Here is a 15108-nt window from a genome sequence, read left to right on the forward strand (position 1 = left end):
GATAGTTTCCTTTTGAATTGTTTGCTCATTTTTATGCTGAAAAATAGAAATGGTTCCAAATGAAAAACGGTCTCAAAGAGACCGCTTTTCAAATGATAATTTCAGTTACTAAATTACTTGAGTAACACCATCTTTTTCGTGGCATGATATGTTCCGGCAGAAATAGTATAAAAATACATTCCCGTTGAAACCGGGGATCCGGCATCATTTAGACCATTCCACGATACACTATGGAATCCTGCACTAAGATCTTCGGTAACCAAAGTCCGAACCTCTTTCCCCATGATGTTAAACACCGTCAAAGTAACTGGAGCTGTTTCGGGTAGATCAAATCGAATTTCCGTAACCGGATTAAACGGATTTGGATAATTCTGATGCAATGCATACACCATCGGCAACACCTCTATTTTGAGAGAGGATCCTTCATCTCTAACAGGAATTGAAATTCCTCCCGGACCTGATATCATTACTTTGCTCAAAGCAACATCTGTTCCTGCAGAAGCATCGTTAGCCATTGAAATTGGAAGCGTTACAAAAGCACCATCTTTCATATCTAACCCACCACCATTCAGGTCAAGCGCCACAACCATATAATTTCCTTCACCATCATCTAAATGCTGTAGCATCATTCCATCTGTAGATGCATTCAAAACAGGACTTCCAAATGTCAGTTGATTTGGATCATAAGATACCGTGAATTGGAATCCTCTAGAAATACTTTCATAAGAAACATTCACAGCCAATGCACCACTGGAATGCCCCAAACTCACACCGGCTGTAGCTGAAGGATCAAAAGCAATTGTCCTACTTGATGACGTTCCAAAAATGATATCTACTGTCATAACAATATCTTGAATATTGATCATCCGATCATCATTAATATCAGCGGCACGGAATTCTTCGTCGCTTGGAGAATCTGTACCCAAAGCGAAGTCAACAATTGTCGGGATATCTACAATATCTACATCATTGTCAAAATCAACATCACCAAGTTTGTATGGCTTGGCACAAACCTCTACAGAATACTTTGATTCTAATGTGTCAAAATCGTCTGTATCCCAAATGGCTTTCACAGCGTAGCAATAGTCTGAATAATTCGCAAGCCCAGTTACAGTGTATGTAGTATCTCCAGGCCCATTATTTCCGATAAGTGTATCGCCTGAAGAACGAATTTCATAAATGTTGTAACCTGCAAGACTATCTTCACGACTTGTTCTGTAATTAGCGGAATTTGACGGATGTGTATTTAATACAACTTCCAAATTCTCTTCGCCATTTGATCCTAGGTAGAGTTCTTTAATCACATCATTGGTCGGGTGTGAAAGCATGGCAAATTCTCCGCTAACTGCTTCATTTCGATTCCCTTGTGGACGACTAATTGATTCTGACCCAATAATGACAGTTAAGCCACTACTAGACGAAATTAAGGCCTCGTGACTACCTGTTGCAAAAATACCATAACCAGCACCCATTTCTGTCCAACCACCTGTAGCATTACCAAAATAAAGTGTACCGTTATAACTATCTTCATCAACACTTACATAAGGACCATCAGTCCCAACATTGTAAGTCGCAACCAAAAATCCACCTGATTCAATGGTAAAATCATCTATATCAACTTCTATAAAGTCATCGCTAACACCGGGAACCGTATAAGGACCACTCAACTCAGTTACACCATCATCTGCGAATACATAGACTTCAATATCATCTGTTGGAGTTCCACCAGTTGATACATGAAAACGAACAGCGGTAACAGTTGCTGGATATCCAGATGGGGTAAATAAAGTCCCAAGACCTGCACCTCCCGATGTAGATCCATAACCATTTTCGAATGTTCCATCATGATAAAATACCCAATCACCTGGCAACGAAGCACCTGGAGTCATCCAGGTAAGATCAACTTCACCATCACCCGGTTCTGCATTTAATGCCGCTGGTTTACCTAAAATAGGAAGAATAGTAAAATCCTGAACTGTTGCAGCTTCTTGAGCAATAACGGTTACATCCGCTACCTCTCCGTCGAAACCGCTACGAGAAACTGTTACTGTATATGTTCCCGGATCAAGATCCATAATAGAGTACGCGCCGTCTGTTCCTGTCGTATCCCTTTTGCTTCCTACTGAAACAATCGCGCTGTCCATTGCCGTGGTTCCATCCGGACCGTAAACTGTTCCACTGATATCGCCGTACATCCAAGTTGGAGTAACTACAACTTCAATAGTATCACTCTTGTAAAAAGGATAATAAAGAGCAGTCACGCCTAAAGTGTAAGCTACTCCATTGGTGAGTCCTGTGACAATTGTGTTATTCCCTGAAATCGAATCAGCAATAACCGAGTTGTTTGAAATGACCTGATAATGAAGGAAATCGCCATCGGTAGCTCGAGAAGTAAATGCATCCGCTGTAGGGTCAGAGTCATAAATAATAATATTGTCAATTGCCCAAAACCAAGCCCAAGAATTGTTATCGTTGTAATGAAACCGAATTTTTACATTGCTAGAATCACCAGCTACAGATGTTAAGTCTACTATTTCGTTGCTCGGGGCTGTAGATGAACCTATATCAGCATCCCACGTAAACATATTCGTCCATGTTGTACCACCGTCCGTAGATACATCCACTGCAGCAAAGTCCGAATTATCACCAGTAGTTAGATCATTATAAAATGTAAGAAATGATAGATAAGGAGTGGCAATAGTAGAAAAATTAAAAGACCCCGTAATGAGTTCTTCATCCATTGCTACATCACTTGGTGCATCATCTGAATCGCAAATTGCATAGAGTGCATCTCCAAATCCTGAAAGTACTGCATTCGAGTTTGCATGAGGTGATGCCCATGTATATTCGTCATCATTTAGATTTACAATAGTCCAATCTGCAGGAATGCCATTATCAAAACTTTCATAATAAACATAATTTGGCGTGCCGGGAACTGTCCATGCAAGAAACGCCGCTTCGTCCAAAGCTGTTCCTCGGATATTCGTTGGTGGGTTGGCAACAAACGCTTCTGGCGTAGCACATAGAGTTTCTGAAACGTCTGACTCTCCTCCCGTATAATTGGCTACGACGTAATAACAATATTCTGCATCATTCGTCAGGTTCTCATGAATATAGGCAGTTGTATCTACAACTGAGTCAACCACTGTACCGACGCTATTATAAATGATATAATTCTGTAGATCCCCGCAACCATCAATAACCTCTCGGGAATTGTAATTCATATTTGGTGTTGATTCTTGTTCAAATTCCTTGATTCCCATTAAATAATCTGAGATATCAAGATTCTGTGACATTGCCTGCTTATAAGTAAAAATCTCATTATCAGAATAAGGGATATCATTAGAAATTGCTTCGGCTCGATGTACTCCTCGTGAATCTCCAATGCTCCAGTGAATTTCTAAACTAGGTGGATTTGCATCATTCCATCCATCAAGATAAACATGATATGTACCAGAGGCATCTCTATCTACAATGCCCATTGCAAAATATCCTTGTTGAATAGCTGCTGCTAAATCCGTATTAGCACTATTGATTAGCACATTAGAATATTGCCCCGGTGAAAAAGTTGCCGATTCTGACTGGTATAAATAGGATTCAGTAGCAGTGATCCCCGTGTTAATATCTGCATGCAATGCACCTGCATCTCCGGACAAGGGATCAACCGATATTGGAGTAACATTCCAGTATGGCCAATTGGTTGCATTCACATAATAATTAAAAATGATTGTATCAACAGATACAAAAGGAACCATTCCCGCGAGATCAAAACGGATCCAACCGGATTGACGGCTTGTTGAACTTCCGGCATCTGCTTTGATAGCACTCGTTTCTGTAAAACCCGCATTAGTGGCCGAGCCGGTGTGATAATCTGCAGAACCCGGCGATGCAGGAAATGGGTTTTCGGAAGAAGCATCAATCGGTTTATTCCAGCTCAAAAAGTTTCTAGCATCCCCGGCAATTAAAGAAAAACCGGTAGGAACACATAAATTATCTACCGAAGGAAGATCAACATTGAAATTGACGGTGTCAAATGCAGCTGGATTGAAACTGTTTCCGGATGGATCAACAGCTTCAAGTTTAAGTTGATATGTTCCTTCGTAAAGATTTGATATGGGAACAGGTCCTACGGCAGTAACACTTGAATTATAATATCCATTTAAATACACTTTAAGATATCCATCACAATCAAGACAGCCAACGGAATCAATATCAAAAAAGCTAGCAAGGGTAAATGTGACGTCAATTGAGTCCGTCATGACTGTCACTCCTTCAGTAGGAAATGTAATCTGAACAACCTCGTCCCGATTAGTCTGACCTACAACAATTGCTAAAAGGGTAATAAAAAATGTAATCTGTTTAATATTTCTCATGGTACCATTTTCCTCATTAATTTGTTTATGGGTATTCTTTTCCTCAATCGTTAGAGGTAACAAGCGACGGAATTTACTTTTCAATGCGACTTATCCAAAAGCTTTTACGCTTTTCAAATTCCTCGTGAAACCGGCAGTTGTAGAGGCAAGAAAATAGTATCCAATTTTAAATTTATATGTGATTTCAATCACAGGAAACAATAAAAAAAGATTGGCTATAATAAAGAAAAATCCTTCAATATATTTTTTAAATCCCCTTCGAAAAACTAAATAACCACTTATCTGACCTAAACTGATAACCATTTTTCTCACTGCTAATATCTTTTACCATTAACGGTACATCAATCCTGATTGTAAATTCTTTTCCAAAAATAGATTTTTTCATTCTCATACCTAAACCTGCATCTAATAAATAGTCGCCTTTAAACCCACCATCCCCTTGGGTAAACTTGCTCCCCCAAATCCATCCATCATCTATAAAAGCGGCTAATTCAATATTGATTACTTTCAATCCAGGATTGAAAAATAGTTCAAATGAATTCGTGATAACAGATTCAGAACCCACAAGATTTTCACCATAATATCCTCGTAGATTTGCGTCACCCGGTAAGTGATAATGACCTCTCAACTGAGTATTCCCGTAAAAAGAAGTTGCATCACGTAAAAATGGTTTCCTGTACAAATCACCCGATCCAGCACCCTCGATTGTATATCGTTCCTGAGAAGGCACCCCTGTTTCGCTGGAAATGTGCCCCACAATAATTCTATTTCTAAAACCAAATTTTCCACTACTATAGTCTACTGATGCTATGGCATTAAAACGTGTAAAAGACCAATCAGAAATAGAGCCGGGCGTCGTGGATACATCCACATTGATATTTACTAATTCCTGAACTGAAAAATTGTATCTACTAAATAAAACAACAACCTGGCCAACATCAAAAAGATTGGTACGCATCGTGTCTATTGCATGAGTTACATAAAATCCGATAGACGCATCATGCGTAAGAAAATCTGCAAATGCTTCGTTTAAGTGATTTTTCATTTCCAATCCATAACCGCTGACACCGCCAAAATCAAAAGCGTGCAAAGACGATGAAAATCCCGCAAAACTGTGGACCAGTTTTCTGTCGACATTCCAAGACCAATATACGTGATTCGATTTAGAGGCATAATGCAAACCCGTCTGAAGATATTCCCAGTATCCGTACTTTCTCTTCATGCGAAATCCGGGAATGTATCCATCAAGTTCATGGTAGGATAATGTTGGGGTCCATCGCCCGTAAAAGGAGTCTCTAGGATTATATCCTGTATTGATCCAGTCGAACTGCCATTCGCGGGGCATGCGCCCGCTGTAGTTATTGCGGCGGTCAACATCAATGGTCATTCCATCCGGATCAAGTACGATAGATTTTGGATCACGTTGTACGTTAAATAAAAATGTATCATCCTTGCGCCATTGATGATTTATCCACCACAATCGTTTTGCAGATCCATCAGCAAATGTAATTTCTAAAAGTTGAGGCATTTCCCGCGTTCCGTGCTTAACGATATTGAGATCGACTTTCCAAGAACCATCAGACTGCTTTGTTTTACTCCATGAATCAATTCCGTAGTCAAGGATGCGTGTGTTGTGCAGCCACGGATTAAAAAACCAATCCAGCTTTTCTCCGGAAATGTTTTCCACAGATGAAATAAACCGTTCTTCATTTACATGCTTCAGATGCCACCGATCAAAATATTCCTGCATAGAAGCATAAAACAGAGAATCCCCTAATACATAATTGAGTTCTACCAGCATGAGTCCGGGTTTGGTGTAGGCATTGTAGCGATAGGATCCGCCATTGTTGAACATGTAGGATTTTCTGCTGATCGGTTCATCTTTCCCACTGGTTTGAAATCGAATTGTGGACCACTGAGCCCTATCTAAAAAACTTGTGAATTTCCCATGTTTTTTCTCAAATGATTTATATCGTTTGGATGCATCCAAGTCAAAACCATGTGCACCATATCTATTTATCATATACTGTCCGGTTTGAAAGGTTGTAAATCCTTCATCCAGCCAAGATTCGGAAACTTCATCGTTCCCCATGATTCCGTAAAACCAAATATGCCCAATCTCATGTACGATCAAACTCTCACTTTCACTGCCATTCATAACCAGCATTGGATATTCCATGCCTCCACCCTTGAGCCTATCGGTCGTTGTCACCTGCGGATAGGGATACATACCAAATTTTGTACTTAGCCATTCCAAGGCTCGTTCCGATCTTGCCGTCACTTTTTTCGTCCACTTTTTGCCATTTTTCTCATTAAACAAAACATGAACATCAATTCCATTCCAAGCACCATGTTCGTATAAAAAGTTGGGTGAAGTTATCCAAGCGAAATCGTGGACTTGTTCTGCGTGAAAGGATACGGTTCTCCGTGCTGCTGAATCAATATCCACTTTGTTTTCCTGATATTTTTCGAGCCAATCTTCAAAATCTGCGGACGTATCAACGGCAACGTTCTGCCAACCCGGATCTCCATCTGTCACTATTCCCGTCGCGCCAACTGTGTACCACGCCGGAACATCAAGGGTAACATCAAACGTACCGAATTCACCGTAGAACTCTCCTTCTGCATGAAACGGAATATTATGCCAGCCATTTTCATCATAGACAACCACTTTGGGATACCATTGCGCAAAGTTGTACTGTTCATCAACTCTTCCGGCGCGTTCTACTTGTTCACCCACATGGTGCACCCAATCAAATTCCATTGTCAGCGTTTCTCCGGGTTTCAGCGGTTTAGATAAAGATGATGATAAAATTGTATCATCCATTTGAAAAGTGTCCGACAAGGTTGTCCCTTCCAACATGATAGAAAAATTGCTGACAACCACCTTGCTGAAATAGGAATCCATTCCTTCAATAAACTTCGCCGCCCTACCTAACCGTCCAAATTTTTGCAGATATTCACGATGCTTCACCGATCCTTCCTGAAATGCGTTCGGTAGTAAATGCAGATACATGTTTTGAATATTATCCGGTGAATTATTTGTATAAGTAATGATGGATTTTCCGCCGACTGTGTGCTCATTTATATCGAGAGAAACATCCATCTTATACTGCACAAACTGCTGCCAATAATCATTAGATGCGTTGAGGAAAGTTGCACTCGTACAACACACAAGCAAAATCCTCATTAATAAAGAATTCATTTTGTTTATAATAGAATTATAAATAGGGTATAATATCTTTAAGGAATTCTTGGTGAGTTCTGGGTCCAATATACCCCTTGACGATATATCCTTCTCTATCAATCAAGAATGTGGTTGGAACTGCATAAATTTGTTGTCCGACAGCTTTACCAACCATGCCTGAAACTTGTTGGGTTTCATTCCCTGTAATATCAGATAGTACAAGGTATTCCATATTCCAATCATTGGCGAATGTTGCAATGTCATTCGCCGATCCAGAGGTCAAGGTAACTCCTACAATTTCAAGCCCATCTTTTCTATGATCTTTATATAATTTATTGAAATCAGGAATTTCTATTTTGCAAGGACCGCACCACGTTCCCCAAAAATTCAGAAGAACAACTTTACCTAACAGATCTTGCATTTTTACCAAATCCCTGGTAACGCTATTTAACAAAGTAAAATCGGGCGCTAAAACTGATCCCTCAGGACGCGGTGGATAAGAGTCTATTTTTGATGTATTTACTTGGGGCTTTTCTTCTTTTTGGCTGCAAGCCGGCGTAATCAATAATAGAAACATTAACCCTACTAAAAGGTATTTCATTGGGAAAGTCCTTTATCTAAAAATGCGAGAAAATCATCTATATTTCGTGACATTCCCGGAAAACGACCAAGCACCTTATCTTCTGGGCTCAGTATCACATAAAAAGGTAAGGCAGCTGTACCAAACCTGTCAATTTCATATTGCTGATGTTCTCGGTAATTCGGTCCGCCATCGGTATATAATTGTACTAAAATCATTTTTTCAAACCGTTCTAAAACTTCTTTCTCAGGAAAAATATTTGTTTCCATCCAACGGCAATTGGTACAGGTGTAACCCGTAAAGTCCACAAAAACAGGTTTTCCGGTTTTTTGAGCCACGGCCAAGCCATCTTCCAATTCGGTATACCATTCCAGATTATGAACCGCTGAAAAACCGTTTTCATTACCTCCGGAAGCAACACTCGCCTCCAGTGGAGGTGGTAAATAAGAATTTATCAATCCATGGATTTTTTGTCCGAATAAGCCGGTGCCTAAATACAAAGCAAAAGTAATAAATATAAAACTTAAAATCATTCTCGGCACACCAATCGTTTCCAATTTTGAATCGTGAGGAAGACGAATTTTTCCCAGTAAATATATTCCTGTGAAAAGCATCAAAATTGCCCAGGAAGCAAGTACCATTTTATGTGTAAAAAATCCCCAACCCCAAACGAGATCCATATTGCTAAGGAATTTAAATGCAGCAGCTAATTCCAAAAATCCCATCACAACTTTCACTGCATTTAACCAAGAGCCCGATTGTGGCATTTTTGCAAGGTATTGCGGAAAAAGTGCTAAAAAGAAAAAAGGTAATGCAAAAGCACCGCTAAAAACTATCATCCCAATTCCAGGCCAAAACCACTGCCCTTGAGCTGCAGCGACAAGAAGCAACCCAACAAACTGAACTGTACAAGTAAAAGAAGTGAGCGTAAATGTAACTGCCATAAACAAGGTGCCTACATAGCCTCCACGCCCTTCCTGCTTTAGAGTGAATTGGCTAAAACTTTGGGGAAGTTGAATTTCGTACATCCCGAAAAGAGACAATGCAAAATATATAAATAACGATGCGATGAAAAAATTAACCCATGGATTTGCTGCCAATTGATTGGCACCGGATGCACCTAGCGTAAATGCCAATATTAATCCGAGCAATGTAAATGTTCCCATAATACCAAGAGTATAAACCGTCGCCTGCTTGATTGGACTTTCCCCTTCCATTTCTCCTTGCTTTGTAAAAAAGGAAACTGTTATGGGAATCATTGGAAAAACGCAGGGAGTTAATAAAGCTAAAAAACCCATCGAAAGCGCCAATAAAATAAATGGAAAAAATCCTGCTTCAATAGCCGCATCTAAATCAATGTTTCCACTCTGGTCTATTGTGGTGGAGCTAGCGAGAAAAATCCTATCATTCCGAGCTGGACCTTCTTCAACCTGAATTGTAACAGGAATGTGTACTTCTTTTGGAGGGTAGCACACCGAAGCATTACAAACTTGATACATTACCGTAACAGTTACAGTCAATTCGCCTTGCGCAAGTTCTTCTTTTAGTAGAATTGGAACCGTGAATTCTACATTCCCTCTATGGAACCGGGTTTCCATTTCAAACCCATCGTCCCATTCTAAAATTGGTGCAGGTTCAATCACTCTTCCTTTGGTTTCGATTCCGTCGCCCGAAGTGGAAATTCTAGACGCGATGGGCCCATCCGGAACATCATAAAGTGCATAAATATGCCATTCATCATCCATTTTTGCTTGGACGGAAATATTAACAACCTCGCCGGCACGTGCAGGGTCTTTTACATCAGCTGAAACCGAAACAGGATCCTGGAATTGAGCCAGAATAACTGCCGGGATTAAAAGTATCAAACCCGATATAATTTTGAGTTTTTGTTGGTTATTCCACATAGAGATCAATTAAAATATCTTTTAAATTACCATGATTTAATTATTGCGACCAACCCATTGTTTCATTTTATAAATCCATGAAGATTTTTCATTTAACAAGTTTATAATTTCATCAACTGTTTCTGCAGCTGCATTGTTCCCCTTTTCCACTAAGGCGTCAACTTCATCAAAACTGGCCCAATGTAAATCTTTTACATGCGGGCGAATTACGAAATCTGCTTCAGCATTATTATATTTAACAAGATTCTCATAGGTTGCTTGATTGGCCCTCATCACAATTTCAAAAATATTAACTCGTTTCATTTTTGTAGAAGTTTTGCGAGTGATATCCACTGCAATAATAAAATCCGCTTGATCTCTTATTGGCTGAACTGGAATAGGGAATATCGCATTTCCATCCACTATAATTTCTTCCGAATTTCGAGTTGGCTGTACATAACCAGGAATCGAACTGCTTCGAACAATTGCTTCAATCAAATCACCTTCGGAATAAATTCGAGGTTGCATCGTTTCCAATTCGGTGGCAGTTATAAAAAGTGGGACCTTAAGTTCTTCAAATGTTTTAACGGGAACAAGATATCGAAATGCTTCTTCTAACCGTTTCCTTTTTATAATAGAATCACGCCTGAGTGACACAACCATCACAAGATTATTTTTTATTTTTCTTGCCAATTGCCCAAAAACGGAATTAGAAAAAGTGCTGGGTACCACTTTGCCAACGCCCATTTGGTTAAACACTTTGTTGGTCAAAAAGGATTTAAACCTTTCTTCTACCCATACCGGATCTTCTGTTGCGGCATACATGGCACCAATGAGTGCACCGGCACTCGTCCCTGCTATGCAATCAAATTTGATGTTGTTTTCATGAAGAACTTTTAACACACCAATATGGGCAGCACCTCTTGCACCACCCCCGCTCAGGGCAAGCCCTGTTTTTAGTCTCATTCGTTCTTAAGAGATTTTTTTTGAATGATTTTGATCGTCATTTCCACCCTTTCGATTGGATTGTCTCTCCGGTCTCTATCTACAGCCACAATTTTATCTGCGACTTCAATTCCTTGAATAATTTGTCCAAAAACGGTGTATTTATTATCAAGTTGGTTCACATTATCCACACAAATGAAAAACTGACTGCTTGCACTATTCGGATCATTTGTCCTCGCCATAGAAAGCGCACCTTTGTGGTGAGGATGATCATTGAACTCTTCAGGAATTAACCAAGTATTTGGATCGTCTTCATTTCCAATTCCAAAGAACTTTCCGGCCCTTCCCCCTTGCCCGTGTTTTGTCCTATCCTCATCTTTTGAATTTGGATCTCCACCCTGAATGACAAATCCCGGAATAATACGGTGAAACGTTGATCCGTTAAAATAGCCTTCTTGCGCTAAAATCTTAAAACTTTCAACATGCTTCGGTGCAATCTCCGGAAAAAATTCGATCACCATATCACCAAACGTTGTTGAAATAACCGCAACTTCCGGTTCTTTTGCATTCGCCATCATAACCATCATAATTAATACTCCTATTCGTTTTTTCATTTTAAACTCCTGCTCCCTGGTTTTTCTATTGGTATTTTCTTTAACGCCTCCGGCAAATTATCCGGTGCATAACTCACTGCTTCCAATTCTACAATACAATGCTGGTTTTCATGAAGTTTTACGGTACCGCCGCTGCGATCTACAATGATACCTACACCTGAAACATTCCCGCCTAAACTTTCAACCAAATGTATCACTTCCTTAGCCGATCCTCCGGTGGTAATCACGTCTTCCACTACTAAAATATTTTCGCCTTCATCAATACCAAATCCTCTACGCAGTGTCATGTTTCCATTTTCTCGCTCGGCAAAAAGTGTCCGCTTATTCAAAATTCTGCCAACTTCGGTTCCGAGCACAATTCCGCCGACTGCCGGTGAAATCACAGAATCAATCTTACTATCTCTAAAATGATCGGCGAGAGTTCCGGAAAAAAGCGTTAAATATTCCGGATGCGAAAGCACCTTTGCACATTGAAAATAACTCGGGCTGTGTCGTCCGGAGGACAGAACAAAATGACCTTCCAGCAATGCGCCGGTATTTTTGAAAATGGCTAGAAAATTTTCAGGATTCATTAAGGATATCTCTCATTTTTTTCACATAATTCCCCGCCGCATCGTGAATAGCTTGTTCACTTAAATCTCCAGCGAAACTTATGCCTCTTGAAACATTAATAAGCGCCAAACCATTTCTTGTTCCGTTTTTTAAACTTGATTCTAAATCGCCTCCCTGAGCGCCAACGCCCGGAATAAGAAACGGAATTTCAGGTGCTTTATCACGGATCGATTTTAATTCTTCGGGTGCAGTTGCACCAATCACAAGCCCAACATTATCTAGTTCATTGATTTCCATAGAAAGATCTATCGTTTTTTGAATCACCTCAGAACTTTGCAAATCTGAAGCGGAATCGTTTGAAGTTCGGCAAAGGATAAAGGCACCTTTTCCAGGGTCAGATAAAAAAGGTTTAATTGCATCACGTCCCATAAATGGATTAACGGTAACTGCATCAAACCCAAAATGTTCAAAAAGGCTTTTGGTATATTGCGTTGCCGTATTCCCAATATCGCCTCGTTTTCCATCTCCGATAACAATCGCATTTGAAGGAATCAGTTTTAATGTGTCTTCCAGCCAACGAATACCTTCACTTCCCCACCGTTCAAAAAAAGCAAGGTTAGGTTTATAAGCAGCGGCGAACTCAGAAGTTGCATGAATCACCTTTTTGCAATGATCCTGTAATTCAGACAAACCAACTACGGCATCTGGAAAATTTTCAGGCGCAATATCAAGTCCAACGCATAGGTTTGACTGCGATTGGTTAACTCGTTCTGAAAGTTGTGAATTAAAAGACATTTTTGTGGTACCAATTTACAGATTCATTTTCCTCGAAACCAAAGCAGGATTAAAAGAAAATGAAATTAAATATCAAAACATGAATTTCAATTTTCCTGCGGAGGTTTAAATTCAAGTATGATGGAACAGCTTTCATTTGATATTTCCCGATCATCTAAGTCTCGGATTATTGCATCCTCCGGGGTATTTCAGATCGAATTGCTCGACCATGCCGGTGAAGAGGATTTTCCCCAGCTCATCGAAATTTCAAAACACCTCGCCAAAGAATACGGCGATCATGCAGTTTTGACAAAAGCAACCATCTGCCGATATTTCAATAAACCCGGGTCCCTTCCCTTCATTGCACGATACCGAAATGAAATTATCGGGTATATTATCGGCATTCCTGTAGAAGATATACATTCAGAACCATGGGCAAGGCTCGACGAAAATTTTGGGAAAGCCAATACACTATATACATACGCTTTCGTGGTTTTATCGAAATATAAAGGTCACGGCTATGCCAAAATGCTGAAGCGCGTGTACCTGAATTGGGCAAAGAAAAAAGATGGAATTCGTTTTATTACAGGGCACGTTAAAGCGGGAATTTCAAAAAATTTCACCGGAGATATCCGGATCGTGAATCGTGTGGAAAATTGGCATGGAATGGAAATACCTTTTGAATATTACCGCCGTGATCTCGGTCCGCCGCCGGGTGAATTCCAGAAGTACAATCCGCCGCTCGCGGAGCAGGTTTAATTCTTTTTTGTCAGCAAACTCACACTAATCAGGGCGAACAGTGAAGCACTAATCGCTGGAAGCACTTCATCCACACTGCCGTAAATATGCGCCGGAACCCACGTCCAAAGTGATGGCAGTTCCTTCCATAATAATGTGATAAATGTCCCCGATAAAATTGAAGCAACTGCGCCTTCCTTCGTGGCGCCTTTCCAAAACAACGCAGCCACGAGCGATGGCGTAATCGCCGCTCCGTAAATCGTGTAGGCATAAAGCGCCCGCTCAAAAAATCCGGCGGATTTTGCAAATCCCAACGAAACAATATAGGCGACAATCCCAAGCACCAATACTAACATTCGGCTTAAGAAAACTATTTTTTTCTGGTTTGCTTTTGGATTGATATACTCAAGATATACATCCTTCATGAGTGTCGTTGCCGGTACGAGTAAAAACGAATCCGCGGTGGATAAAATGATGCCGACAATGGTAGTCATCATAACGGCGCCAAGGAACGTCGGCAATAATTGGTGTGCCGCATAAATGAGAACATATTTGCCGACTTCAGCATCCGGAATCAGACTCGCGCTAACCCAAGCTGTCGCGATAATTAACAATTCCATGATTGCGACTGCAAAAATCAAAACGGTGGTTGCAGATTTTGCACCTTCTGCATTTTTGCTGGCGAAAAACCGCTGATACATATTGGCATCGCCCATTACAAGTAGAAATGGCGGTAGGCAAAAATTGATAATATCAATCGTGGAATACACTCCGAAAAACTGCATATGCTCCGGTTTCCCCATTGAAATGAATGATGCGGTCATTCCATCCGCGCCGCCGGCTTTGATCCAGAGCAGAGGAAACGCAATGAGGAAAGTAACCATCATAATAATTCCGTTAACAACATCAGTATAGGCAACACTCACAAGTCCGGCCAAAACCGTGTATGTAATGATGAACAATGCAGCAATGATCGTTCCTGTTTCCTCGGTGATCATTGGATTTCCGGCGCTATCTTGAAGTACCGTAAACAACACCGCACCGCCGGCATTGTACTGATAACTCACAATTACCATGTACGCCATAACTAATGCCACAACACTCAACAGGCGCGCCGTTGATCCGTATCTGTCTCCAATTATTTCAGGGACCGTGAATTTATTGAAAGATCTCACTTTCCCGGCAATGCGCGTCAGAAACGCAATCCCGACTACACCGCCAATCGGCAAAATCAAGGCCGCCATTCCGGTCATGTATGTTTTACCGGCATTCCCCAAAATAGAACCGGTTCCCATCCAGGTTGCCATCATCGTACCTACCAGAATCCACGGTGTCAAAGATCGTCCGGCGACCGCAAAATCTTCCTGTGTTTTTATTTTTCCTGCTTTGTATGCACCGACTCCAATCAGCGCCAGCAGGTAAAGGGTTATAAAAGTCAGGTGCGTCATAATCTCAATATATT

Annotated in this window: 10 protein-coding genes; 1 reads left to right on the forward strand and 9 read right to left on the reverse strand. The window is 40.6% G+C overall.

Features of this window, described 5'->3' with window-relative positions; genetic code table 11:
* Positions 1–113: 113 nt before the first annotated feature.
* The 8 genes from HOD97_02310 to pyrF form a co-directional block, all read right to left on the reverse strand.
* Complete coding sequence (locus tag HOD97_02310) at positions 114–4373, reverse strand: T9SS type A sorting domain-containing protein (GenBank protein ID MBT4280445.1); 4260 nt, start codon at positions 4371–4373, stop codon at positions 114–116.
* A gap of 247 nt (positions 4374–4620) precedes the next feature.
* A complete protein-coding gene (locus HOD97_02315; protein ID MBT4280446.1) occupies positions 4621–7578 on the reverse strand; it encodes a M1 family metallopeptidase in 2958 nt (985 codons plus the stop codon).
* A 16-nt stretch (positions 7579–7594) separates the two neighbouring features.
* Positions 7595–8161, reverse strand: coding sequence for a TlpA family protein disulfide reductase (locus HOD97_02320; protein ID MBT4280447.1), 567 nt, complete (start codon positions 8159–8161; stop codon positions 7595–7597).
* Positions 8158–10044, reverse strand: a complete 1887-nt coding sequence (locus tag HOD97_02325; GenBank protein MBT4280448.1) for a DUF255 domain-containing protein — start codon at positions 10042–10044, stop codon at positions 8158–8160. The genes HOD97_02320 and HOD97_02325 overlap by 4 nt, the downstream gene beginning before the upstream one ends.
* 36 nt (positions 10045–10080) lie before the next feature.
* Positions 10081–10989: a patatin-like phospholipase family protein gene (locus tag HOD97_02330; GenBank protein MBT4280449.1), complete on the reverse strand. Its 909-nt coding sequence runs from the start codon at positions 10987–10989 to the stop codon at positions 10081–10083.
* Positions 10986–11543, reverse strand: coding sequence for a peptidylprolyl isomerase (locus tag HOD97_02335; GenBank protein ID MBT4280450.1), 558 nt, complete (start codon positions 11541–11543; stop codon positions 10986–10988). Before HOD97_02335 ends, HOD97_02330 begins: the two co-directional genes overlap by 4 nt.
* A gap of 35 nt (positions 11544–11578) precedes the next feature.
* Positions 11579–12154 (reverse strand): orotate phosphoribosyltransferase, encoded by a 576-nt coding sequence (locus HOD97_02340; protein ID MBT4280451.1) that lies wholly within the window; start codon positions 12152–12154, stop codon positions 11579–11581.
* The gene (pyrF, locus tag HOD97_02345; protein ID MBT4280452.1) at positions 12144–12929 is read right to left on the reverse strand and encodes an orotidine-5'-phosphate decarboxylase; all 786 of its coding nucleotides are present in this window, start codon (positions 12927–12929) and stop codon (positions 12144–12146) included. The genes HOD97_02340 and pyrF overlap by 11 nt, the downstream gene beginning before the upstream one ends.
* Before the next feature lie 117 nt (positions 12930–13046).
* On the opposite strand from pyrF, the gene HOD97_02350 reads away from it, so the two are divergent.
* Positions 13047–13667, forward strand: a complete 621-nt coding sequence (locus tag HOD97_02350) for a GNAT family N-acetyltransferase (GenBank protein ID MBT4280453.1) — start codon at positions 13047–13049, stop codon at positions 13665–13667.
* Here HOD97_02350 and HOD97_02355 read toward each other — a convergent pair.
* A complete protein-coding gene (locus HOD97_02355; protein ID MBT4280454.1) occupies positions 13664–15094 on the reverse strand; it encodes a sodium:solute symporter family protein in 1431 nt (476 codons plus the stop codon). The genes HOD97_02350 and HOD97_02355 overlap by 4 nt on opposite strands.
* Positions 15095–15108 lie beyond the last annotated feature (14 nt).

This window comes from Candidatus Neomarinimicrobiota bacterium (assembly GCA_018651745.1).
Lineage (GTDB): Bacteria > Fidelibacterota > Marinisomatia > Marinisomatales > TCS55 > JAAZYX01.

Bases quoted from the DNA above. Each gene is read 5' to 3' on its own strand.
- HOD97_02330 (MBT4280449.1), bottom strand. From the start codon at position 10,989: ATGAGACTAAAAACAGGGCTTGCCCTGAGCGGGGGTGGTGCAAGAGGT.
- HOD97_02320 (MBT4280447.1), bottom strand. From the start codon at position 8,161: ATGAAATACCTTTTAGTAGGGTTAATGTTTCTATTATTGATTACGCCG.
- HOD97_02335 (MBT4280450.1), bottom strand. From the start codon at position 11,543: ATGGCGAATGCAAAAGAACCGGAAGTTGCGGTTATTTCAACAACGTTT.
- HOD97_02315 (MBT4280446.1), bottom strand. From the start codon at position 7,578: ATGAATTCTTTATTAATGAGGATTTTGCTTGTGTGTTGTACGAGTGCA.
- HOD97_02310 (MBT4280445.1), bottom strand. From the start codon at position 4,373: ATGAGAAATATTAAACAGATTACATTTTTTATTACCCTTTTAGCAATT.
- HOD97_02340 (MBT4280451.1), bottom strand. From the start codon at position 12,154: ATGAATCCTGAAAATTTTCTAGCCATTTTCAAAAATACCGGCGCATTG.
- HOD97_02350 (MBT4280453.1), top strand. From the start codon at position 13,047: ATGATGGAACAGCTTTCATTTGATATTTCCCGATCATCTAAGTCTCGG.
- pyrF (MBT4280452.1), bottom strand. From the start codon at position 12,929: ATGTCTTTTAATTCACAACTTTCAGAACGAGTTAACCAATCGCAGTCA.
- HOD97_02355 (MBT4280454.1), bottom strand. From the start codon at position 15,094: ATGACGCACCTGACTTTTATAACCCTTTACCTGCTGGCGCTGATTGGA.
- HOD97_02325 (MBT4280448.1), bottom strand. From the start codon at position 10,044: ATGTGGAATAACCAACAAAAACTCAAAATTATATCGGGTTTGATACTT.